Origin of the sequence: Streptomyces sp. NPDC048604, from assembly GCF_043199435.1 — a bacterium.
GTDB lineage: Bacteria > Actinomycetota > Actinomycetes > Streptomycetales > Streptomycetaceae > Streptomyces.
Genome location: NZ_JBICVX010000015.1, coordinates 148,300 through 171,215, shown reverse-complemented (window position 1 = coordinate 171,215; position 22,916 = coordinate 148,300). Strand labels below are relative to the sequence as shown.

The following is a 22,916-nucleotide window of genomic DNA, read 5'->3' as shown; positions in this document are numbered from 1 at the left end:
CAGGAGTGTTCACCGCCGTCTCCACCGGTAACCTCAGCATCATGGCCTCACGTACGTCCGGCAAGGGTTCCCAGGGCACGGCGGGCACCGCGAAGCCGCGCGCCGGCCGTACGACGGGCGCCGCGAAGAAGGCGGCGCCCGCCAAGTCCCCCGCGAAACCGCCCGCGAAGAAGACCGCGGCCAAGAAGGCGCCCGCCCGCAAGCCGGCGGCGAAAAAGGCCGCGCCCAAGCCCGCCCCGTCCCCGACCGGGGGCGTGTACCGGCTCGCCCGCGGCGTCTGGCTCGGCCTCGCGCACGCGGTCGGGGCGATGTTCCGGGGCATAGGGCGCGGCGCGAAGGGCCTCGACCCGGCCCATCGCAAGGACGGTCTGGCGCTGCTGCTGCTCGGCCTCGCGCTGATCATCGCCGCCGGCACCTGGTCCAACCTGCGCGGGCCCGTCGGAGACCTCGTCGAGATGCTGGTCACCGGCGCGTTCGGCCGGCTCGACCTGCTCGTGCCGCTGCTGGTCGGCGCCATCGCGATCCGGCTGATCCTGTACCCGGAGAAGCCCGAGGCCAACGGGCGCATCGTCATCGGACTGTCCGCGCTCGTCATCGGCGTGCTCGGCCAGGTCCACATCGCCTGCGGCTCGCCCGGCCGAGGCCAGGGCAGCGACGCGATACAGGACGCCGGAGGACTGATCGGCTGGGCCGCGTCCCAGCCGCTGATCTTCATGATGGGCGAGGTCCTCGCCGTCCCGCTGCTCGTGCTGCTCACGGTCTTCGGCCTGCTCGTCGTCACGGCCACCCCCGTCAACGCCATCCCGCAGCGGCTGCGCGCCCTCGGCGAGCGGCTCGGCCTGGCAGAGCCCGAGGCGGCCCCCGAGGACGCGGAGGCGTACGACGAGGACGCCTGGCGCGAGTCCGAGGCCCGGCGCGCCCGCCCAGGCCGCCGCCGCGGCGCGGGCTCCGAGACGGCGCAGGACGCCGACCGGGCCGAGGAGGAGGCACTCAGCAGCCGCAAGCGGACCCGCCGCGGCTCCGTCCAGCCCGCGTTCGACCGGCCCATGGACGCGGTGGACGTCGCCGCCGCCGCGGCCGCCGCGCTCGACGGGGCCGTGCTCAACGGCATGCCGCCGTCCCCGCTGGTCGCCGGCCTCACCCGTGACGTCACCGCCGACCGGGAGCGCGCCGTCGCGATGGCCGCCGAGGCCGAGGCCGCCGCACAGGCCGACCCGGACGCCGAGGCCGGGCGGGCCGAGCGCGCTGTGCCGCCGGCCCGCGGGGCCGAGCGCCCCGGCGGCGTACCCGACCTCACCAAGCCCGCCCCCGAGCCCACCGACCTGCCGCCGCGCGCCGAGCAGCTCCAGCTCTCCGGCGACATCACGTACGCGCTGCCCTCCCTGGACCTGCTGGAGCGCGGCGGGCCGGGCAAGACCCGCAGCGCCGCCAACGACGCCGTCGTGGACTCGCTCACCAACGTCTTCACCGAGTTCAAGGTCGACGCGGCCGTCACCGGCTTCACCCGGGGCCCGACGGTCACCCGCTACGAGGTCGAGCTCGGCCCCGCCGTGAAGGTTGAGAAGATCACGGCGCTGACGAAGAACATCGCGTACGCGGTCGCCTCCCCGGACGTGCGGATCATCTCGCCGATCCCCGGCAAGTCCGCGGTCGGCATCGAGATCCCGAACAGCGACCGGGAGATGGTCAACGTCGGCGACGTGCTGCGCCTCGCGGACGCGGCCGGCGACGAGCACCCGATGCTGGTCGCGCTCGGCAAGGACGTCGAGGGCGGCTACGTGATGGCCAACCTGGCGAAGATGCCGCACGTCCTGGTCGCCGGCGCGACCGGCTCCGGAAAGTCCTCGTGCATCAACTGCCTGATCACGTCGATCATGATAAGAGCGACCCCCGAGGACGTCCGGATGGTGCTGGTCGACCCCAAGCGGGTCGAGCTCACCGCCTACGAGGGCATCCCGCACCTGATCACGCCGATCATCACCAACCCCAAGCGGGCCGCCGAGGCCCTGCAGTGGGTGGTGCGCGAGATGGACCTGCGCTACGACGACCTCGCCGCCTTCGGCTTCCGGCACATCGACGACTTCAACGAGGCCATCCGCAACGGCAAGGTGAAGCTGCCCGAGGGCAGCGAGCGCGAGCTCCAGCCATACCCGTACCTGCTGGTCATCGTCGACGAGCTGGCCGACCTGATGATGGTCGCCCCGCGCGACGTGGAGGACGCGATCGTCCGCATCACCCAGCTCGCCCGGGCCGCCGGCATCCATCTCGTCCTCGCCACCCAGCGGCCCTCGGTCGACGTCGTCACCGGTCTGATCAAGGCCAATGTGCCCTCCCGGCTCGCGTTCGCGACGTCCTCGCTCGCCGACAGCCGGGTCATCCTCGACCAGCCCGGCGCGGAGAAGCTGATCGGCAAGGGCGACGGCCTGTTCCTGCCGATGGGCGCGAACAAGCCGACCCGTATGCAGGGTGCGTTCGTCACCGAGGACGAGATCGCCGCCGTCGTGCAGCACTGCAAGGACCAGATGGCGCCGGTCTTCCGGGAAGACGTCACGGTCGGCTCCAAGCAGAAGAGGGAGATCGACGAGGAGATCGGCGACGACCTCGATCTGCTGTGCCAGGCGGCCGAACTGGTCGTCACCACGCAGTTCGGCTCCACGTCGATGCTCCAGCGCAAGCTGCGCGTCGGTTTCGCCAAGGCCGGCCGGCTGATGGACCTGATGGAGTCCCGCAACATCGTCGGCCCCAGCGAGGGCTCCAAGGCACGGGACGTCCTCGTCAAACCGGACGAGCTGGACGGAGTGCTGGCCGAGATCCGCGGGGAGTCTCACTCGTAAGGGTTCGCAGGGCAACCGTTTCCCTTGCCCGTACGTCCAGTTGGAGGGGTGGACAGGAACGCCACCCCCTCATCCCCCGTCCCACCACCGTTCAGGCGGGCGCGCTCGGCCATTCCGATGGCGTACAGATCGCGGCCGCCCGGTTGCCCCACCCTTTCGTACCACCCATAGACTGAACGTCCAGCAGGTGGCTACACGCTCGAAAGGCGCTCTCGTGTCCATCGGCAACTCCCCCGAAGAAGACCGGAACCCGCCGGCAGACGACCCGAATCCGGCGGTCGACGACCGGCCCTCCATCGGTCAGGTGCTTCAGCAGGCCCGTATCGCGGCCGGTCTCACCGTCGACGAGGTCAGCTCGTCGACGCGGGTCCGGATCCCCATCGTGCATGCGATCGAGGAGGACGACTTCTCCCGCTGCGGCGGCGACGTGTACGCGCGCGGTCACATCCGCACGCTCGCCCGCGCCGTCGGTCTCGATCCCGCCCCGCTGGTCGACCGGTACGACGCCGGGCACGGCGGCCGGCCCGCGCCGACCCCCGCCGCCCCGCTGTTCGAGGCGGAGCGGATCCGGCCCGAACCGCGCCGGCCCAACTGGACCGCCGCCATGGTCGCGGCCATCGTCGCCGTCACCGGCTTCGTCGGCTTCACCCTGTTCAGCGGCGAGGACAGCGGCGCCACTGGCGGAACCGTCGCCGAGGGCCCGGCCCCGGCGAAGACCAGCACCAAGCCCACCCCGACCAAGCCCGCCGTCGACCCCAAGCCGGTCCCGTCCGAGAGCGCCATCGCCGCCGTCCCGGCGGACAAGGTCACCGTGATCCTGGTCGCCGACGCCAAGAGCTGGATCTCGGCGAAGGGCAACGACGGCAAGACGCTCTTCGACGGCTTCCTGGAGAAGGGCGACAAGAAGACCTTCCAGGACGACGAGAAGATCGATCTGGTCCTCGGCAACGCAGGCCCGATCGAGCTCTGGGTGAACGGCAAGAAGATCGAGGACTCCTTCGAGGAGGGCGCGGTCGAGCGCCTGTCGTACAGCAAGGGAGACCCCGAGGCCGGCTGAGTCCGGACGCGGGTGAGCGCCGGACCGTCCCGACCCGTCGCGCGGGTGAACCCTGCGCGGCGGGGGAGCGGCCGGGACGAAGTAGTCTTGAGTCCATGCCCGAACGCCGTACCGTCGCCCTTGTCACTCTTGGCTGCGCCCGTAACGAGGTGGACTCGGAGGAGCTCGCAGGCCGCTTGGCAGCGGACGGCTGGGAGCTCGTCGAGAACGCCGAGGATGCGGACGTCGCCGTCGTCAACACCTGTGGCTTCGTCGAGGCCGCCAAGAAGGACTCCGTCGACGCCCTGCTCGAAGCCAATGATCTGAAGGACCACGGCAAGACCCAGGCCGTCGTCGCCGTCGGCTGCATGGCCGAGCGGTACGGCAAGGAGCTGGCCGACGCCCTGCCCGAGGCCGACGGAGTGCTCGGCTTCGACGACTACGCCGACATCAGCGGCCGCCTCCAGACCATCCTCAGTGGCGGCAGCGTCGAGGCCCACGCCCCGCGCGACCGCCGCCAGCTGCTGCCGCTGTCCCCGGTGGAGCGCCAGAAGGCCGCCGCCGACGTGGCCCTGCCCGGTCACGGAGCGGTCGAGGCCCCCGCGGAGGCGCCGGCCGATCTCCCCGAGGGCGTCGCCCCGGCCTCCGGCCCGCGCGCCCCGCTGCGCCGCCGGCTCGACACCAGCCCCGTCGCCTCCGTGAAGCTGGCCTCCGGCTGCGACCGCCGCTGCTCGTTCTGCGCCATCCCGTCCTTCCGCGGCTCCTTCGTCTCCCGCCGCCCCTCGGACGTGCTCGGCGAGACGCGCTGGCTCGCCGAGCAGGGCGTGAAGGAGATCATGCTGGTCTCCGAGAACAACACCTCGTACGGCAAGGACCTCGGCGACATCCGTCTCCTGGAGACGCTGCTGCCCGAGCTGGCGGCCGTCGACGGGATCGAGCGGATCCGGGTCAGCTACCTGCAGCCCGCCGAGATGCGCCCCGGCCTGATCGACGTGCTCACCTCGACCGAGAAGGTCGCCCCGTACTTCGACCTGTCCTTCCAGCACAGCGCGCCCGACGTACTGCGGGCGATGCGCCGCTTCGGCGACACCGACCGCTTCCTGGAGCTTCTGGAGACCATCCGCTCCAAGGCCCCGACGGCCGGCGCCCGGTCCAACTTCATCGTCGGCTTCCCCGGCGAGACCGAGGCGGACTTCGCCGAGCTGGAACGCTTCGTCACGCACGCCCGGCTCGACGCCATCGGTGTCTTCGGCTACTCCGACGAGGACGGCACCGAGGCCGCCACGTACGAGCACAAGCTCGACCAGGAGGTCGTCGACTCACGCCTTGCCCACCTGTCCCGGCTCGTCGAGGAGCTCACCGCGCAGCGCGCGGAGGAGCGCCTGGGAGAGACCCTGGAGGTGCTGGTGGAGTCCTTCGACGAGGAGGACGGCTGGCTCGGCCGGGCCGCCCACCAGGCGCCCGAGACCGACGGCCAGGTGGTGCTCACCACAGTCGGCAGCGTCGATCTCGCGCCCGGCCGTATGGTCAGGGCCAAGGTCGTCGACACCGAGGGCGTCGACCTGGTGGCCGAGTGTCTTGACGAGGAGGCGGGCAGATGACCGGAGTGCCGGCATCCGCGGCGGGCGGGACCGGTAGGCCGGTGCCCCGCGGCAAGCTGGGCACTGCGGCCGTCGATCAGGCCAGCCTGTGGAACATCGCCAACATCCTGACCATGGTGCGGCTGGTCCTCGTGCCGGCCTTCGTGGTGCTGCTGCTCCAGGACGGCGGGCACGACCCGGTCTGGCGCGCCTGGGCGTGGGCGGCCTTCGCCGTCGCGATGATCACGGACGTCTTCGACGGGCACCTGGCCCGGGCGTACAACCTGGTCACCGACTTCGGGAAGATCGCCGACCCGATCGCCGACAAGGCGATCATGGCGGCCGGGCTGATCTGCCTGTCCTCCCTCGGCGACCTGCCCTGGTGGGTCACCGGCGTGATCCTCTTCCGGGAGCTCGGCATCACGCTGATGCGGTTCTGGGTGATCCGGCACGGAGTGATTCCGGCCAGTCGCGGCGGCAAGATGAAGACCCTCGCGCAGGGCACCGCGGTCGGGATGTACGTCCTGATGCTGACCGGCGGGCTCGCCACACTCCGCTTCTGGGTGATGGCGGTGGCCGTCCTGCTGACGGTCGTCACCGGTCTGGATTACGTGCGCCAGGCGGTGGTGCTGCGCCGCAGGGGACTGGCCGAGGAGCGCGCCGAGGCCGCCGCGAAGGCGGGACAGCGGGCGTGAGCGTGGCCGCGAGGGTCCTGGCGCTGCTCGCGGAGCGTGGCGGCACGCTGGCCGTCGCCGAGTCCCTCACGGGCGGTCTGGTGGCCGCGGAGCTCACCGGGGTACCTGGGGCGTCCAGAACGTTCCGCGGGTCCGTCACGGCGTACGCCACGGCCCTGAAGGAGCAATTGCTGGGCGTCGACGGCACCCTTCTGGCGGAGCACGGCGCGGTCCACCCCGAGGTCGCGCTGCAGATGGCGGCCGGTGTGCGGGCCCGGCTCGGCGCCGACTGGGGGATCGCGACCACGGGCGTCGCGGGCCCGGAGCCGCAGGACGGACAGCCCGTCGGCACCGTCCACGTGGCCGTCGCCGGCCCGTTCGGGGCGGGGAAAGTGGCCTCGTTGCGGTTGAACGGCGATCGTGCGGAAATCCGTAGAGAGAGTGTACGGAGCGTGCTGGAACTGCTCGACGGCGAACTCTCCGGAAATGCGCGGGCACAGGATACGGAACAGAACGGGGGGAATTGATGTTTGCAGCCCTGAGTGAACACGACATCGCTCCCCGCACGGCCGCGGCGCAAGGCGGTACGGTGGGGCGTGAAGGATGCGGCTACGCGGTCCGAGGAGGGAGCCACCGATGATTCTGCTCCGTCGCCTGCTGGGTGACGTGCTGCGTCGGCAGCGCCAGCGCCAGGGCCGTACTCTGCGCGAAGTCTCCTCGTCCGCCCGAGTATCGCTCGGCTATCTCTCCGAGGTGGAGCGGGGGCAGAAGGAGGCGTCCTCCGAACTGCTCTCCGCGATCTGCGACGCGCTTGACGTACGGATGTCCGAGCTCATGCGGGAAGTGAGCGACGAATTGTCGCTGGCCGAACTGGCCGAGTCTGCGGCGTCGAGCGAGCCGGTGCCCGCACCGGTACGCCCCATGCTGAACTCCGTGTCGGTGACGTCGGTGACAGGTGTGCCGACCGAGCGGGTGACCATCAAGGCGCCCGCCGAGGCGGTGGACGTCGTCGCCGCCTGATCCGTGACAGGGGATTCGCCCCGGTCGCCGCCCGAACAGGGCCGCGGCCGGGGCTTTTCTCTTCGGACGTGCGGCGTGTGCGGACCCGGGCGAGACTGGCCTTGAGAAGCCCGCAGTGTGCCGGTAGTGCGCCCGTGGGTGCTTCCGGTGCGCCCTGCCCCCGGGCGGGCGGGGCGGTTTAGCGTCGTCCGGAGGAGGCGGCCATGGTACGGCGACGGGTTCCGCTGACGGTGCTCGCGGTGACGCTGGGCTGCCTGTGGTTCTGGGCGGTGCTGCGGCTGCTGCTGGCGCCGGGTCAGGCGGGGCTCGTGGAGGGGGCTGTCGCGGCCGGCGGCTGGGGGCTGAGTCTGCTGCCGGTGCATGTGGCGGGAATGCCTGAGGAGCGTGCGCGGCCGGGGGGCCGGGCCGCGCGGGGGCGGGTCACCACGGCATCGCGACGCCGCCGTTGGGGCGGAGGATCTGACCCGTCGTGAACGACGACGCGTCGGAGGCGAGGTGGAGGACCGCGTGCGCGATGTCCTCCGGTTCGCCGACCCGGCCCAGGGGGGAGACCCGGACCATGGCCGCCTCGGCCTGCTCCTGGGCGGCCGGTTCGTGACGGTCGGTCATCGGCGTGCGGATCCAGCCGGGCGCGATCGCGTTGACGCGGATGCCGTGCCGGCCTACCTCGGCGGCCAGGGTCTTCGTCAGCTGGACGACGGCCGCCTTGGCGACGCTGTAGCAGAGCAGGCCCGGGCTCGCGGTGTCCATGGCCCCGGAGGCCATGGTGACGACGGAGCCGCGGACGCCCGTGTCGATCATCGAGGCGGCGGCGGAGCGGGCGGCGTGGAAGACACCCTTGAAGTTCACGGCGAGCACCCGGTCGAGGTCCTCCTCGCGGGTCTCCAGGACCGGGCTGGTGTGCATGATGCCCGCGATCGCGGCCATGACGTGCAGCGGACCGGCGGAGCGGACCGCCGCGTCCACGGCGGCGGCGTCGGTGACGTCCAGGACGTGTACGGCCGCCGTGCCGCCCCGGCCGGAGACGAGCGCGGCGGTCTTCTGCAGGCCGACCTCGTCGAGGTCCGCGCAGTGCACCACCGCCCCGGCCTCACAGAGCAGGACGGCGGTGGCGCGGCCGATGCCGCTCGCGGCGCCGGTGACGAACGCGGTGCGGCCGGTGAGGTCGTACGCGGAGAGGGACATGAGCGGACCGTACGACCGGATCTGACGGATCGTCAATTGGTCGGTGGCGGGCCCGGCTGGCAGCCGGGGCACCAGTACGTGACGCGCTCGCCGGACTCGTCCTTGCGGACGGCCCCGCCGCAGCGCAGACAGGCGCGGCCCTCGCGGCCGTACACGTACAGCGGCGTCCTGCCCGAGCGGGTCGTCGTGGTGCGGCGGTCGGGGCGGTCCTTGTTCGCCTCCAGGAGGCGGTGGGCGGTGGCGACCAGCCGTGCCGGTACGTCCGGGTCCAGCTCGCCGACCGGCAGCCACGGGCTCGTCGCGGCGAGGAACGCCAGCTCCGACTTGTAGACGTTGCCGATCCCGGCGAGATTGCGCTGGTCCAGCAGGGCCTCGCCCAGCGGGCGGGCCGGGTCCGAGGTGAGCCGGCGCACCGCCTCCCGCGGGTCCCAGTCCGGGCCCAGCAGGTCGGGGCCGAGATGGCCGACCGCCTCCGGCTCGTCGGCGGTGCGGAGCAGCGCGAGGACGGGCAGCCGGTAGCCCACGGCGACCGCCTCCGCGTTGCCGAGGATCGCCCGGATCTGGTGGGACGGGCCGCCGCGCCAGTGCTCCCCGGGGGCGTACACCTGCCACGCCCCGTCCATCCGCAGATGCGAGTGGAGGGTCAGGCCGCCGTCGATCCGGGTCAGCAGATGCTTGCCGCGCGGGGTCACGTCGAGGACCTCGCGGCCGGTGAGGTCGGCCGTCGCGAACCGGGGGACGCGCAGGTCGGACCGGGTCAGCACCCGGCCGGCCAGCGCCTCGTGCAGCCGGCGGGCGGTCTGCCAGACGGTGTCTCCCTCAGGCACTGCCTCCTCCCGTCCCCGCTAAGGGCGCAGCCGGAGGCCGCGCGGAGTGGCGTGGAAACCGGCCGCCTCCAGCGCCCGGGCCAGCGGCGACGTCAGGGCCGCCGCCCCGTTGATCCGCTCCACCGTGACCGTGCCCAGCGCCCCGGCCAGCGCCGACGCCGCCAGCGCCTGCGCGGCGGCGGTCAGCGCCGGGTCGTCCGGTTCCGCGGGCCAGGACAGCAGACTCTTGCCGCCGCGCTCCATGTAGAGCGTCAGCTCGCCGTCCACCAGCACCACCATCGAGCCGGCCTTGCGGCCCGGCTTGTGGCCCGCGCCGGTCGGCTGTTCCGGCCAGGACAGGGCCGCCCCGTACGCGTTGGCCGGGTCCGCGGCCGCCAGGACCACCGCGCGCGGGCCGTCGCCGGCCTCCGCGCCGCGGTCGCGGGCCGTGGCTGCCGCCCGCAGCCGGTCCACCGCGCCGTCCATCGCGAACTGGGCCGCGCCCAGGCCCTCCACCACATAGCCGCGGCGGGCCTGGCCGCTGTCCTCGAAGGCGGACAGGATCCGGTACGTCGCCGAGAACCCGCCCTCGACGCCCTCGGCCGCCACCGCGCCACGGGTGACCACGCCGTGCCGGTCGAGCAGGGTGCGGGCCAGCGCGTGGGCGCGGTGCGTCGGATCGGGCTCGGCGGGCGGCAGCAGCGACCAGCGGCCGCTGACCGTCGGCGGGCCGGACCGCGAGGCCGGGCGGGCGGCCGCGGTCAGCGTGCCGTACCGGCCGCGGGGCACCGTGCGCCGGGCGCGGTGCGCCGTCGAGCCGGCCGTGCGCCCGGAGCCGAGCAGCGAACGCAGCGGGGCCAGCGTGTCGTTGGTGAGCCGGCCGGACCAGGCCAGGTCCCACAGGGCGTCGGCCAGCTGCGGATCGGTGGCGTCCGGATGCGTGGTGGCCCGCACCTGGTCTGCGATCTGCCGGAAGAACAGGCCGTAGCCCCCGGCCAGCGTGGTGAGCACCGACTCGTGCAGCCCGGTGAGTTCGAGCGGATGCGGCGGAGGGAGCAGCAGCGGGGCCGCGTCGGCGAGATAGAGCGAGATCCAGCCGTCCTTGCCGGGCAGCGCGCCCGCGCCCGCCCACAGCACCTCACCGGTGGTGGTCAGTTCGTCCAGCATCCCGGGGTCGTAGCGGGCGACCCGGGACGGCAGGATCAGTTTCTCCAGGGCGGAGGCCGGCACCGGCGCGCCCTGCAACTGCTCGATCGCGCGGGCCAGTCCGTCGATCCCGCGCAGCCCCCCGCCGCCCAGATGCTGCCACTGCGGCAGGAACGTCGCCAGCGCGGCCGGCGGCACCGGCTCCAGCTCGTGCCGCAGCGCCGCGAGCGAACGGCGGCGCAGCCGGCGCAGCACCGTCGCGTCGCACCACTCCTGGCCGATCCCGGACGGATGGAACTCGCCCTGGACCACCCGGCCGGAGCCGGCCAGCCGCTGCAGCGCCCCGTCGGTGACCGCCGCGCCCAGGCCGAAGCGGGCCGCGGCCGCCGCGGAGGTGAACGGGCCGTGCGTCCGGGCGTACCGGGCGAGGAGGTCGCCGAGGGGGTCCTTCACCGGCTCCGTGAACGCCTCCGGCACGCCGACCGGCAGCGCCGTGCCCAGCGCGTCCCGCAGCCGGCCCGCGTCCTCGATCGCCGCCCAGTGCTCCTCGCCCGCGATCCGCACCCGGATCGCCCGGCGGGCCCGGGACAGCTCCGTGGCCCAGTCCGACTCCGCTCCCCGCTCGGCCAGTTCGGCGTCGGTCAGCGGCCCGAGGACCCGCAGCACATCGGCGACGCCCTCCACGTCCTTGACCCGGCGGTCGTCCGTGCGCCACTGGAGCTCGCGCTCCAGCTCGGCCAGCACGTCCGCGTCGAGCAGCTCGCGCAGCTCTGCCTGGCCGAGCAGCTCGGCGAGCAGCCGCGAGTCCAGCGACAGGGCCGCCGCCCGCCGCTCGGCCAGCGGCGAGTCGCCCTCGTACAGGAACTGGGCGACGTACCCGAAGAGCAGCGAACGGGCGAACGGGGAGGGCTCCGGGGTGGTGACCTCGACCAGGCGGACCCGGCGCGACTCCAGGTCGCCCATCAGCTCGGTCAGTCCGGGCACGTCGAAGACGTCCTGGAGGCATTCGCGCACCGCCTCCAGGACGATCGGGAACGAGCCGAACTCGCTCGCCACCTGGAGCAGTTGGGCCGCCCGCTGGCGCTGCTGCCACAGCGGCGTCCGCTTGCCGGGGTTCCGCTTGGGCAGCAGCAGGGCGCGCGCCGCGCACTCCCGGAACCGGGAGGCGAACAGGGCCGAGCCGCCGACCTGGTCGGTGACGATCTGCGAGACCTCGCCCTTGTCGAACACCACGTCCGCCGCCCCGACCGGGGCCTGCTCGGAGTCGTACGTGGAGTCCAGGTGCACCGGGTCCTGGTCCAGCAGGTCCAGGCCCATCAGATCCGCGTCCGGCAGCCGCAGCACGATGCCGTCGTCGGCGTGCATCACCTGGGCGTCCATGCCGTACCGCTCGGACAGCCGGGCGCCCAGCGCCAGCGCCCACGGGGCGTGCACCTGCGCCCCGAACGGGGAGTGGATCACCACCCGCCAGTCGCCCAGCTCGTCGCGGAACCGCTCCACCAGGATCGTCCGGTCGTCGGGGACATGGCCGCAGGCCCGGCGCTGCTCGTCCAGGTACGCGATCACGTTGTCCGCCGCCCAGGCGTCCAGGCCCGCGGCGAGCAGCCGCAGCCGCGCGTCCTCCTCGCTCAGCGAACCGACCTCGCGCAGGAACGCGCCCACCGCGCGCCCCAGTTCGAGCGGCCGGCCCAGCTGGTCGCCCTTCCAGAACGGCAGCCGTCCCGGCACCCCGGGCGCGGGCGACACCAGCACCCGGTCACGCGTGATGTCCTCGATCCGCCACGAGGTGGTGCCCAGGGTGAACACGTCCCCGACCCGGGACTCGTACACCATCTCCTCGTCGAGCTCCCCGACCCGGCCCCCGCCCTTCTTCGGGTCGGCCCCGGCGAGGAACACCCCGAACAGGCCGCGGTCCGGGATCGTGCCGCCCGAGGTCACCGCGAGCCGCTGCGCGCCCGGCCGCCCCGTGACCGTCCCCGTGACCCGGTCCCACACCACCCGCGGCCGCAGCTCCGCGAACGCGTCCGACGGATAGCGGCCGGCCAGCATGTCGAGCACCGCCGTGAACGCCGACTCCGGCAGCGCGGCGAACGGCGCGGCCCGACGGACCAGCGCCAGCAGGTCGTCCACCTGCCAGGAGTCCAGGGCGACCATCGCCACCAGCTGCTGCGCCAGCACGTCCAGCGGATTGGCGGGGATCCGCAGCGACTCGATGGAGCCCGTCCGCATCCGCTCCGTCACCACCGCCGCCTGCACCAGGTCGCCCCGGTACTTCGGGAACACCACGCCCGTCGACACCGCACCCACCTGGTGGCCGGCGCGGCCCACCCGCTGCAGGCCCGAGGCCACCGACGGCGGCGACTCGACCTGGACCACCAGATCCACCGCACCCATGTCGATGCCCAGCTCCAGGCTGGACGTGGCCACCACCGCGGGCAGCCGACCCGCCTTCAGGTCCTCCTCCACCAGGGCCCGCTGCTCCTTGGACACCGAGCCGTGGTGCGCCCGGGCCAGCAGCGGGGGCGCGCCCTGCGCCGCCCCGGACTGCGCCATGATCTCGGCGGGCGGCGTGCCCTCGGGGAGTGTCGTGGCGGAGCCGCGCGAATCAAACGCAGTACCGACGGCCCGCTCGTACGCGATCTCGTTGAGCCGGTTGCACAGCCGCTCGGCGAGCCGGCGCGAGTTGGCGAACACGATCGTCGAGCGGTGGGACTGCACCAGGTCGGCGATCCGCTCCTCGACATGCGGCCAGATCGACGGCTTCTCGCCGCCCTCCCGCTCCTCGGAGGCCGGCGAGCCTCCCAGCTCGCCCAGGTCCTCCACCGGGACGACCACCGACAGGTCGAACTCCTTGCCGGACGGCGGCTGGACGATCTCCACCCGGCGCTGCGGCGACAGATAGCGGGCCACCTCGTCGACCGGCCGGACCGTCGCCGACAGGCCGATCCGGCGGGCCGGGCGGGGCAGCAGCTCGTCGAGCCGCTCCAGGGACAGGGCCAGATGCGCGCCGCGCTTCGTCCCGGCGACCGCGTGCACCTCGTCGAGGATCACCGTCTCGATCCCGGCCAGCGCCTCCCGCGTCGCCGAGGTCAGCATCAGGAACAGCGATTCGGGCGTGGTGATCAGGATGTCCGGCGGCCGCGTCGCCAGCGCCCGCCGCTCCGCCGCCGGGGTGTCGCCGGACCGGATCCCGACCCGTACCTCCGGCTCCGGCTGCCCCAGCCGGACCGCCTCATGCCGGATCCCCGTCAGCGGCGAGCGCAGATTGCGCTCCACGTCGACGGCGAGGGCCTTCAGCGGCGACACGTACAGCACCCGGCAGCGCTTCTTCGACTCCGCCGGAGGCGGCGTGGACGCCAGCCGGTCGAGGGCGGCCAGGAACGCGGCCAGCGTCTTGCCCGAACCGGTCGGCGCGACGACCAGCACGTCCGAGCCCTCGCCGATCGCGTTCCAGGCGCCCTCCTGCGCCGCGGTGGGCGCGTGGAACGCCCCCGTGAACCAACCGCGGGTCGCGGGAGAGAACGAGTCGAGCGCAGAGCCGGCCATGCCCCCCATCCTGCACCCCGCCACCGACAACCGTCCGGACCTGCGCAAACGCCGGGCCGCCAGGCTCGCGGGCGGCCCCGTGGCGCAGAATGGAGGCATGGCGGCACGCGAGCGGGCACGGTACTGGCAGTACGCCGAGCTGCCCGGCGTCGACCTGCTGCACGCCCACTACATCCGCAAGACGTTCTCCCGGCACACCCACGAGACCTTCGTCTACGCCGCGATCACCGAGGGCGTGGAGGACTTCCACTACCGCGACCAGCTGGTCAGCGCCGGTCCCGGCCAGCTCGCCCTGGTCAATCCCGACACCCCGCACACCGGCCACGCCGGCGTCCCCGAGGGCTGGACGTACCGGACGATCTACCCGGACGCCGGCCTCGTCCAGTCGATCGCCGCGGACATCCTGCCCGTGCGCGGCGCGGTCGGCTTCACCCAGCCCGTCGTCGACGACCCGTACGCCGCCCAGCTCGTCGTCGGCGTCCACCGGGCCGCCGAGGAGGGCAACGCCCTCGCCGCGGACAGCCTGCTGCGGCTTGTCACCGCCCGGATGCTGCGCAGCCACGGCGGCCTGGCGCAGCCGCTGCGCCCGCCGCGCTCCGCGGGGGCCCGCGACGCGGCCCGCGCCCGGGCGCTCCTGGAGGAGCGGATGACCGAACCGCCGACCCTGGAGCGGCTCGCCGCCGAACTCGGCACCAGCCCCTTCGCGCTGCTGCGGGCCTTCCGCGAGACGTACGGCATGCCGCCGCACACCTGGCTCACCGACGCCCGGGTACGGCGCGCCCGGCGGCTCCTCGACGCGGGCACGCCGCCGGCGGAGGCCGCCGTCGCCGTCGGCTTCACCGACCAGCCGCATCTGAACCGGCACTTCGCGCGCAGCGTCGGCGTCCCGCCGGGGGCGTACCAGCGGGAGCGCGGCATCAGGAGCGCACGCGGCTGAGAGGCCGGGCCGGGGCGCAAGAACGTACAAGACCACGGGCCGGACGGGTCCGTAACGTCGCCGGCGTGGCAGAACAGACAGCACCCCCCGTCATACGGGAGCAGCAGACCAAGCCGGACTCCGCGGTCGTCCGCGACGCCCTCGGCGTCGGCGTGGCCGTGGGGCTCTCCGGCTTCGCCTTCGGCGTGACCTCGGCCGGCGCCGGACTCACCCTGCTCCAGACCTGCGCGCTCAGCCTTCTGGTGTTCACCGGGGCGTCCCAGTTCGCGCTGGTCGGCGCGCTCGCCGCGGGCGGCAACCCGTTCACGGCGGCCGCCGGGGCCTTCTTCCTCGGCACCCGCAACGCCTTCTACGGGCTGCGGCTCTCCCAGCTGCTCGCCCTGCCGCGCGCCGTGAAGCCGTTGGCCGCGCACTGGGTCATCGACGAGACCACCGCCGTCTCCCTCGCCCAGCCCGACCGGCGGACCGCCCGCCTCGGCTTCACCGTCACCGGCCTCGCCCTGTACGTGCTGTGGAACCTCACCACCCTGCTCGGCGCCCTCGGCGCGGAGGCGATCGGCGACACCGCCGCCTGGGGCCTGGACGCCGCGGGCCCGGCCGTCTTCCTGGCGCTGCTGGCGCCGATGCTGCGCACCACCACCGAGCGCGCCACCGCCGGGCTCGCCGTGCTGCTGGGCCTCGGGCTGCTGCCCGTGCTGCCGGCCGGCGTGCCGGTCCTGGTCGCGGCGCTGGCCGCGCCGGCGGTGCTGTGGGCGCAGGGCCGCCGCGCGGCGGCCCGGGAGAAGCGGGAGGACGCGCGATGAATCCCACGACCGTCTGGATCGCCATCGGCCTGACCGTCGCCGGCTGCTACCTGGTCAAGCTGCTCGGCCTGCTCGTCCCCGCCCACACCCTGGAGCGGCCGCTGGTCCGCCGGCTGGCCGCCCTGATGCCGGTCGCGCTGCTCGCCGCCCTGACCGCGCAGCAGACCTTCAGCGCCGAGGGCGCCTTGGTGCTCGACGCCCGGGCCGCCGGGGTCGGCGCGGCGGCCGTGGCGCTGGTGCTGCGGGCCCCGTTCCTGGTCGTGGTCGCCGCGGCCGTCGCCGTCACCGCCGGGGTGCGCGCCCTGGGCGGCTGAGCCGCGGTGTGTGCCTTCAGTGACCCGGCCGCGGCGCGTGCCTTCAGTGGCCGCGCCGCGGCCAAACCCTCTCAGTCCACCTTCCGGCCGTGCGCCCGCAGGGTGCGCAGCGCCTCGATCGTGACCACCGGTCGCCACTCCAGGGCCGAGCCCGGCGCCCACTCCCGCCACAGCAGCGGCCAGCCGCCGTCGTCCTGCTGGGCCGCCTCCAGGACGTCCAGCGAGCGGCTCAGCTCCTCGTCGGTGAACCAGCGCCGGGCCAGCGAGTCGGGCACCCGCGCGTAGTCGTGCGGGTAGTGGTGCTCGCCCGGCGCGTAGCCCGGGGCCACCGGGTACGCCTCCGGGCGCTCCGGGTCGAGCACGGCCAGGCGCTGCTCCCGTACGAGCCGGCCCAGCCGGTCGGCCGCCCTCTCGGCGCGGGAGCGGTCCGGGACTCCGTCCAGGAAGGCGACCGCGGCCTGTACCTCGTACGGATGGGAGGACCGGAGGTTCTCGACGGCGGCCCAGCAGAAGTCCGTGGCGCGGAACAGCCAGGCGTGCCAGACCTGGTTGCGGTGCAGCAGCCCGACCACCGGCCCGGTGGCGAGCAGCGAGCTCGGCGGACGGTCGGTCACGGGGACGAACGGCGCGGCCGGGTAGCCGCGCTGCGACGGGTGGACCGCGGGCAGCGCCCCGTCGTGGGTGGACACGTCGGTCAGGTACCGGCACATCCGCTCCACCCGCAGCCCGCCGCAGCGGCCGACCGAGTCCAGGACGCGCAGGGCGTGAGCGGTGTGCAGCGGCTGGCTGACCGGGCCCCGCAGATCGGGTTCGAGGGCGTGGCCGAAGCCGCCGTCCTCGTTGAGGTACGCGTTGAGCGCGGCCTCGACCGGCTCGGCGCCGCCGCGCAGGAAGTGGTAGGCGAACCGCCGCTGTTCGAGCACGCGGGCGGTCAGCCAGACGAACTGCTCGGCGCGGGCGAGCGGGGTGCCGAGGGGGACGCCGGGCGCAGTGCCGAGCGGAGCCGCGGAGGGATTTCCAGCCATGGTCCGACCGTAGGACCGATCGACCCCCGGCGACCCCTTTGCGTCGCAGGCTGCACTCTCAGGAGCGGGATACTGGTGGCATGCGGTTGACGATTTTCTGGGAGCGGATGGCCGACCACTTCGGTGCGTCGTACGCCGACTCCTTCTCCCGGGACCATGTGATGACCGAACTGGGCGGCCGTACGGTGCGCGAGGCGCTGGACGCCGGCTGGGAGGCCAAGGACGTCTGGCGGGCGGTCTGCACCGCCATGGACGTCCCCGCCGACAAGCGCTGATCCCGGACGGTCCGCGGGGGCGGCGGCCGAATGTCCGAGCGGTGCGCGAGACTGGCGTGGTGGCCCCGACTGACGAGACCGACCGGAACGAACGGCAGACCCCCGAGAACCCCCACGGCACCGACGCGGGCGTGAGCGCGCCCGTCGTCGTCGACGACGGCACGAGACCCGCGACGGATCGGACGTCCCCGCGGCCGGCCGCCCCGCCGGCCGCGGCACCGCCGACGCCCGCCCCGGCGGTGTCCGCGCGGATGCCGCGCTGGCTGCCCCGGGCCATGCTCCTCGCGCTCGCCCTCTACGCCTGCTTCCAGCTCGGCAGCTGGGCCTTCCACCAGCTCGTCGGGCTGCTCGTCAACATCCTGATCGCCTTCTTCCTGGCGCTGGCCATAGAGCCGGCGGTCGGCCGGATGGCGGCCCGCGGCATGCGGCGCGGCCTCGCGACCTTCCTGGTCTTCATCGGCGTCGCGGTCGTCGGCATCGGCTTCGTCGTGCTGCTCGGCTCCATGCTGGCGGGCCAGATCGTCGAGATGGTCGAGGACTTCCCGCAGTACCTCGACTCGCTGATCAACTGGATCAACCAGACCTTCCACACCGAGCTGTCCCGGGTCGAGGTCCAGGACAGCGTGCTGCGCTCGGACTGGCTGCGGAAGTACGTCCAGAACAGCGCGACCGGCGTCCTCGACGTCTCCGCGACCGTCCTCGGCGGGCTGTTCCGGCTGCTGACGATCTTCCTGTTCTCGTTCTACTTCGCCGCCGACGGCCCCCGGCTGCGCCGCGCCCTGTGCTCCGTGCTGCCGCCGGCCCGCCAGGCCGAGGTGCTGCGGGCCTGGGAGATCGCGGTCGACAAGACCGGCGGCTACCTCTACTCGCGCGGACTGATGGCGCTGATCTCCGGCGTCGCGCACTACGTGCTCCTGGAGATCCTCGGCGTGCCGTACGCGCCTGCCCTCGCCGTGTGGGTGGGTCTGGTCTCGCAGTTCATCCCGACCATCGGCACCTACCTGGCGGGCGCGCTGCCGATGCTGATCGCGTTCACCGTGGACCCCTGGTACGCGCTGTGGGTGCTGGCCTTCGTCGTCTTCTACCAGCAGTTCGAGAACTACGTGCTGCAGCCCAAGCTCACCGCCAAGACCGTCGACATCCACCCGGCGGTGGCCTTCGGCTCGGTGGTCGCCGGCACGGCCCTGCTCGGCGCGGTCGGCGCGCTGATCGCGATCCCGGCGGTGGCCACGCTCCAGGCGTTCCTGGGCGCGTACGTCAAGCGGTACGACGTGACCGACGATCCGCGGGTGCACGGCCACCGCGGCTACGGCGAGGCGGTGGTGGCCCGGCTCCAGCGGGCGCTGAACAGCCGGAACCAGGCGCCGCCGCCGGACGACGCCTGATCCGTCCCGTACGGCCCCGGGCCGTACGCCCCGTGCCGTACGGGTGTCCGCTCAGTGCTTCTCGAGGCGGACGGCCGGCAGCAGCCGGGCCAGCGGGGCCCGGGAGCCACCACGCGCGCCGGCCGAGCAGCTGCATCACCGCGGGCACGATCAGGCAGCGGATCACCACCGCGTCGAGCAGGATCGCCACCGCGAGACCGAGGCCGAACTGCTGGAGCATCCGGTCCGGGCTGAGCACGAAGGCCGCGAACACGACGATCATGATCGCCGCGGCCGCCGTGATCACCTTGCCGGTCGCGGCCAGCCCCTCGCGCACCGCACCCTGCGGGTCCTTCGTCGCCTCCCACTCCTCATGGATCCGGGAGAGCAGGAAGACCTCGTAGTCCATCGAGAGCCCGAAGACGATCGCGAAGATCATCACCGGGATGAACGCCTCGACGGGGCCGGGCTGCACACCGAACCAGCCGTGCTGGAACACCAGCGTGACCACGCCGAGTGCCGCGCCGATGCTGACCAGGTTGAGCAGCGCCGCCTTGAGCGGGATCAGCGCCGAGCGGAACACCAGGAGTAGCAGCAGGGCGGACAGTCCGACCACGATCGCCACGAACAGCGGCATCCGCTCGGAGACGGTCGCCGCGAAGTCCTCGGTGGCCGCCGTCGGGCCGCCGACCAGCAGTTCCGCCCCGGTCTCCCGCTCCAGCGGCGGCAGCACGCCGTCGCGCAGCCGGTCGACGAGCCCGGAGGTCGCCTCGGCCTGCGGGGCGGACTCGGGGAAGGCGATCACGGTGGCGACGGACGGGTCCTTCGTGGGGATCGGCCCGGTCGCGGCGGCGATGCCGTCGGTGGCCTCCAGCGTCGCCCGGACCTTGGCCGCAGCCTGGGCGCCGGCCGCCTCCGCCCCGTCCACGACCACGATCAGCGGGCCGTTGAAGCCCGGTCCGAAGCCCTCGGCGAGCAGGTCGTACGCCTGCCGGCTGGACGTGGCCGGCGCGTCGTTGCCGGCGTCCGCGAAGCCGAGCCGCATGTCGAGCGCCGGGGCCGCGAGCGCGCCGAGCGCCACCAGGGACACCAGCAGAGCCGCCCAGGGCCGCCGCTGCACGCCGGTGGCCCAGCGCCGCCAGCGCGCCCCTTCGACCCGTCCGGACCGCGCCGCCCGCCGGACCACCTGGCGCCGGATCCGCCGCCCGAACAGGGCCAGCAGCGCGGGGAGCAGCGTCAGCGAGGCGGCCATCGTGACGAGCACGGTCAGCGCGACGGCCAGCGCCACGCCCTGCAGCGAGCCGAGGCCGAGCGCCACCAGGCCCATCAACGCGATGATCACCGTGCAGCCGGCGAAGAAGACCGTGCGGCCCGCCGCGTCCAGGGCGGTCCGGGCCGCCCGCTCGGGCTCCGCGCCGCCCAGCAGCTCGCCGCGGTAGCGGGAGAAGATCAGCAGCGCGTAGTCGATGCCCACGCCGAGTCCCACCAGCATCATGACCGGCGGCGTGAAGTCGGCGACGTCCGCCAGGTGCGAGGCCAGGGCGATCAGGCCGATCGACCCGGCGACCGCGAACACCGCGGTGACCACCGGCAGACTCGCCGCCACCAGCGAGCCGAACAGGAAGACCAGGATCACCAGCGCGCCGAGCATGCCCGCGCCCTCGGCGGCCCCGCCGCCGCCCTCCTCCGCGCCGCGGGCCGCCTCCCCGCCGACGGCCGCGGTCAGACCGTCGCCCCGCGCGTCCCGCACCGTGTCGATGATCTTCAGGACGTCCTCGCGGGGGACGTCCTCGGCCTGTCCGTCGAGCGTGACGGTCGCATAGCCGACCGCGCCGTCCGCGGAGACCGCGGCACCGTCCTCGTACGGGCTGCGCACGGCGGTGACGCCGGGGAGGCCGGCCACCTCGTCGAGGAGGCCCTCGACCCGCTCCCGTACCGGCGCGGCGCGTACCCCGTCCTCGTCGCGGACGACGATCTGGAGGGTCGCGTCCGCCTGGGCCGAGCCGTGCCGTTCGAGCACGCTCAGCGCCGCCTGGGAATCGGTGCCGGGCAGCGAGAAGTCGTTGTGGTACGCGCTGCCCACGCCCATGGAGGCGGCGGTGATCCCGGCCACCACCACGATCCACAGCAGCACCGCGCCCCAGCGCCGGCGGTACGAGAACGCCGCCAGGCGTTCGAAGACGCTTCCGCGCCGTGCGTCCGCCTCGGGCGCGCGGCCCGTTTCCCGTGTGACGGTCATGATCGGTACTCCTTCGGCAGTGAGGGATAGAGGTGGGGGGTTACAGGTAGGAGGGGCGGGTGACCCGGTGCCGGAACGTCCACCAGGTCCACGCCTGGGCGGCGACCAGCAGCGGGGTGACGACGAGCAGCGTGGGCACGAGCAGCGCGAGGGTCGCCCCGTCGGCCGAGGCTTCCGCGGGGGAGAGGGCCGCCCCGGCGAGCAGGGGCGGCACGGCCAGCAGCACGCCGGTGAAGGCGAAGGACTGCCAGGAGCCGCCGGTGCGGCCGACGAGCCGGCGGGCCCGCCCGTACGGCGCTCCGGTCAGCCGCAGCGCGGCGAAACCGAGGCCGTGCGCGGCGAACAGCGCGGCCGTGGCGAGGGCGGTCAGTACGGCGGCGAGCCCGCCGGCGGGGGCGTACGGCGTCCCGGTGAGCGGTCCGGCGAGCAGCGGGCCCCAGGCCAGGGCCACCGTCCAGCTGCCGCACACCACGGCCCCGTCGCAGAGCGCCCGCCAGCGCGGGCCCGGCCCGCGGCCGCGCGACCACAGACCGAGGTCGCGGACGATCCAGCCGGTCAGCAGCGGGACCAGGACCGGGAACTGGCCGGTCAGCAACTCCCCCTCCAGGTCCGGGAAGCAGCCGACGAGCACGCCGGCCGTGGCGATCAGCCACACTTCGTTGCCGAGGAAGAACGGCGCGAACGAGGCGATGACCAGCCGCCGTTCGCGGTCGCCCCGGCCGAGGTACGGCAGGAGCATCCCGGTGCCGAGGTCCGCTCCGGCGAGCACGAAGTAGCCGGTGGCGAAGAAAGCGAGCAGGGCGAGGGCAAGGGTCTCCACGGTGGTCGCTCCTCAGTAGCGCGCGGCGGGCAGGGCGTCGGCGGGGTCGTCGTCCTCGGCGCGGTCGTCGTGGCCGAGTCCGGCGTCGACCGGGCCGCGCCGGGCGTGCCGGGCGAGCAGCCAGGCGTTGAGGACGGCGAGCAGCGCGAAGAGCGTGGTGAAGACGGTCAGCGAGACGCGCATCGTGCCGGGGGAGAGGTCGGAGACGGCGTCCTCGGTGCGCAGCAGCCCGTACACCACCCAGGGCTGCCGGCCCGCCTCGCGGAACACCCAGCCGCCGATCATGGCGAGGTACGGCAGCGGCACCGCGGCCATCAGGATCAGGTGCCAGAGCCGGAAGCGGTGGACGACCTTCCTGAAGCAGGCCAGGACCGCGCCGCCGAGGCTGAGGTACATCATCAGCGCGAAGGCGATCAGCATGACCAGACCGCCGCCGCGGGTCCACGCCTCGGAGGGCACATAGTCCCCAGGCCCGAAGCGGGCGACCATGTCCGCCTGGATCTGCGCTATTTCAGTCGTCTTCTGACTGAACATGGCTGCTTTCATGGGCTGGAAGTCACGGAGCACCGAGAACTGCAGCCCGCCCAGGACCGCCGTCACCATCAGCGCGGGCGCCGACAGCCACACCCCGATCCGCAGACTCCGCCCGAAGAACTCCTCTTCGGGGGAGCGCCGGAACAGGTGGTACGCGCTGACCCCGGCCATGAAGAAGCCCGCCGTCAGCAGCGCGCCGCCCAGGATGTGCCCGAAGGCGAGCAGCGCCGACGGATTGGTCAGCACCGCGACCGGGTCGTCCAGGACCAGCACGCCGTCCTCGGTCCGGTGTCCCACCGGGTGGTTGAGGAAGCCGTTCGAGACGAGGATCCAGTAGGCGGAGAGGTACGCGGTGAGCGTGACCACCCAGATCGCCGCCAGATGCACCCAGCGGTTGAAACGGTGCCAGCCGAAGATCCAGAGCCCCAGGAACGTCGACTCGACGAAGAAGGCGACGATCGTCTCCACCGCGAGCGAGGCGCCGAAGACATTGCCGGCGTAGTGCGTCAGCCCGCTCCAGCTCATCCCGAACTGGAACTCCATCACGATGCCCGTGACGATGCCGACCGCGTAGTTGATCACGTACAGCTGGCCCCAGAACCGCACCAGCCGGGCGTCGAGGGCCTTGCCGCTCACGGTGGCCCTGGTCTGCAGCACGGCCACCACCGTCGCGAGCCCCAGGGTCAGGGCGACGAAGAGGAAGTGGCCGCCCGCGGTGAGGGCGAACTGCAGCCGCGCGAGATCGAGGACGTCGTCATTCACGCTGCCAGCGTCGGCG

At 73.5% G+C, this 22,916-nt stretch carries 18 protein-coding genes and 1 pseudogene; 12 read left to right on the top strand and 7 right to left on the bottom strand.

The genetic code is table 11. The features are described from left to right. Positions 1-41: 41 nt before the first annotated feature. The 7 genes from ACGFMM_RS28480 to ACGFMM_RS28450 all read left to right on the top strand — a co-directional run bounded on the left by ACGFMM_RS28480 (position 42) and on the right by ACGFMM_RS28450 (position 7,617). Entirely contained in the window at positions 42-2,834 is a 2,793-nt protein-coding gene (locus tag ACGFMM_RS28480; RefSeq protein WP_393649319.1) for a DNA translocase FtsK, read from the top strand. A gap of 214 nt (positions 2,835-3,048) precedes the next feature. Beyond that, on the top strand, positions 3,049-3,891 hold the full coding sequence (locus ACGFMM_RS28475; RefSeq protein WP_393649318.1) for a RodZ domain-containing protein: 843 nt from the start codon (positions 3,049-3,051) through the stop codon (positions 3,889-3,891). A 95-nt stretch (positions 3,892-3,986) separates the two neighbouring features. Beyond that, positions 3,987-5,471, top strand: coding sequence for a 30S ribosomal protein S12 methylthiotransferase RimO (gene rimO, locus ACGFMM_RS28470; protein ID WP_393649317.1), 1,485 nt, complete (start codon positions 3,987-3,989; stop codon positions 5,469-5,471). Further along, positions 5,468-6,145, top strand: a complete 678-nt coding sequence (pgsA, locus tag ACGFMM_RS28465; protein ID WP_393649316.1) for a CDP-diacylglycerol--glycerol-3-phosphate 3-phosphatidyltransferase — start codon at positions 5,468-5,470, stop codon at positions 6,143-6,145. The genes rimO and pgsA overlap by 4 nt, the downstream gene beginning before the upstream one ends. Beyond that, positions 6,142-6,651 carry a CinA family protein gene (locus ACGFMM_RS28460; protein ID WP_393649315.1) on the top strand — a complete coding sequence of 170 codons (510 nt, stop codon included), beginning with the start codon at positions 6,142-6,144 and terminating at the stop codon, positions 6,649-6,651. The genes pgsA and ACGFMM_RS28460 overlap by 4 nt, the downstream gene beginning before the upstream one ends. Before the next feature lie 109 nt (positions 6,652-6,760). Next, positions 6,761-7,144, top strand: coding sequence for a helix-turn-helix transcriptional regulator (locus tag ACGFMM_RS28455; RefSeq protein WP_318102754.1), 384 nt, complete (start codon positions 6,761-6,763; stop codon positions 7,142-7,144). Between the two features lie 203 nt (positions 7,145-7,347). Continuing rightward, positions 7,348-7,617 (top strand): hypothetical protein, encoded by a 270-nt coding sequence (locus ACGFMM_RS28450; RefSeq protein ID WP_393649314.1) that lies wholly within the window; start codon positions 7,348-7,350, stop codon positions 7,615-7,617. Here the strand turns inward: ACGFMM_RS28450 and ACGFMM_RS28445 are convergent. From ACGFMM_RS28445 to ACGFMM_RS28435, 3 genes are read right to left on the bottom strand one after another with little or no spacing between them, the layout of a single operon-like run. Next, complete coding sequence (locus tag ACGFMM_RS28445) at positions 7,565-8,329, bottom strand: SDR family NAD(P)-dependent oxidoreductase (protein WP_393649313.1); 765 nt, start codon at positions 8,327-8,329, stop codon at positions 7,565-7,567. The genes ACGFMM_RS28450 and ACGFMM_RS28445 overlap by 53 nt on opposite strands. A gap of 32 nt (positions 8,330-8,361) precedes the next feature. Next, the gene (locus ACGFMM_RS28440) at positions 8,362-9,156 is read right to left on the bottom strand and encodes a DNA-formamidopyrimidine glycosylase family protein (RefSeq protein WP_393649312.1); all 795 of its coding nucleotides are present in this window, start codon (positions 9,154-9,156) and stop codon (positions 8,362-8,364) included. Positions 9,157-9,174: 18 nt separating this feature from the next. Then, entirely contained in the window at positions 9,175-13,827 is a 4,653-nt protein-coding gene (locus ACGFMM_RS28435) for an ATP-dependent helicase (RefSeq protein WP_393649311.1), read from the bottom strand. A 97-nt stretch (positions 13,828-13,924) separates the two neighbouring features. Between ACGFMM_RS28435 and ACGFMM_RS28430 the strand changes: the two genes are divergently transcribed. From ACGFMM_RS28430 to ACGFMM_RS28420, 3 genes are all read left to right on the top strand, one after another. Further along, positions 13,925-14,764 carry an AraC family transcriptional regulator gene (locus ACGFMM_RS28430; protein WP_393649310.1) on the top strand — a complete coding sequence of 280 codons (840 nt, stop codon included), beginning with the start codon at positions 13,925-13,927 and terminating at the stop codon, positions 14,762-14,764. Between the two features lie 65 nt (positions 14,765-14,829). Further along, positions 14,830-15,567, top strand: coding sequence for an AzlC family ABC transporter permease (locus ACGFMM_RS28425; RefSeq protein WP_393649309.1), 738 nt, complete (start codon positions 14,830-14,832; stop codon positions 15,565-15,567). Further along, positions 15,564-15,881 carry an AzlD domain-containing protein gene (locus ACGFMM_RS28420; protein WP_393649308.1) on the top strand — a complete coding sequence of 106 codons (318 nt, stop codon included), beginning with the start codon at positions 15,564-15,566 and terminating at the stop codon, positions 15,879-15,881. The genes ACGFMM_RS28425 and ACGFMM_RS28420 overlap by 4 nt, the downstream gene beginning before the upstream one ends. A 71-nt stretch (positions 15,882-15,952) precedes the next feature. On the opposite strand, the gene ACGFMM_RS28415 is transcribed toward ACGFMM_RS28420, so the two are convergent. Then, positions 15,953-16,906 carry a hypothetical protein gene (locus tag ACGFMM_RS28415; RefSeq protein ID WP_393649307.1) on the bottom strand — a complete coding sequence of 318 codons (954 nt, stop codon included), beginning with the start codon at positions 16,904-16,906 and terminating at the stop codon, positions 15,953-15,955. 80 nt (positions 16,907-16,986) lie between these two features. Here ACGFMM_RS28415 and ACGFMM_RS28410 point away from each other — a divergent pair, with 80 nt between their 5' ends. Then, the gene (locus tag ACGFMM_RS28410) at positions 16,987-17,181 is read left to right on the top strand and encodes a DUF3046 domain-containing protein (protein WP_393649306.1); all 195 of its coding nucleotides are present in this window, start codon (positions 16,987-16,989) and stop codon (positions 17,179-17,181) included. 251 nt (positions 17,182-17,432) lie between these two features. Next, positions 17,433-18,566, top strand: coding sequence for an AI-2E family transporter (locus tag ACGFMM_RS28405; protein ID WP_393649332.1), 1,134 nt, complete (start codon positions 17,433-17,435; stop codon positions 18,564-18,566). Positions 18,567-18,729: 163 nt separating this feature from the next. On the opposite strand, the pseudogene ACGFMM_RS28400 reads toward ACGFMM_RS28405, so the two are convergent. From ACGFMM_RS28400 to ACGFMM_RS28390, 3 genes and pseudogenes are all read right to left on the bottom strand, one after another. Beyond that, positions 18,730-20,634: pseudogene (locus ACGFMM_RS28400) on the bottom strand (MMPL family transporter); the annotation flags it as partial. 190 nt (positions 20,635-20,824) lie between these two features. Next, entirely contained in the window at positions 20,825-21,604 is a 780-nt protein-coding gene (locus ACGFMM_RS28395) for a cytochrome d ubiquinol oxidase subunit II (RefSeq protein WP_393649305.1), read from the bottom strand. Between the two features lie 12 nt (positions 21,605-21,616). Beyond that, complete coding sequence (locus tag ACGFMM_RS28390; RefSeq protein ID WP_393649304.1) at positions 21,617-22,900, bottom strand: cytochrome ubiquinol oxidase subunit I; 1,284 nt, start codon at positions 22,898-22,900, stop codon at positions 21,617-21,619. Positions 22,901-22,916: the final 16 nt, after the last annotated feature.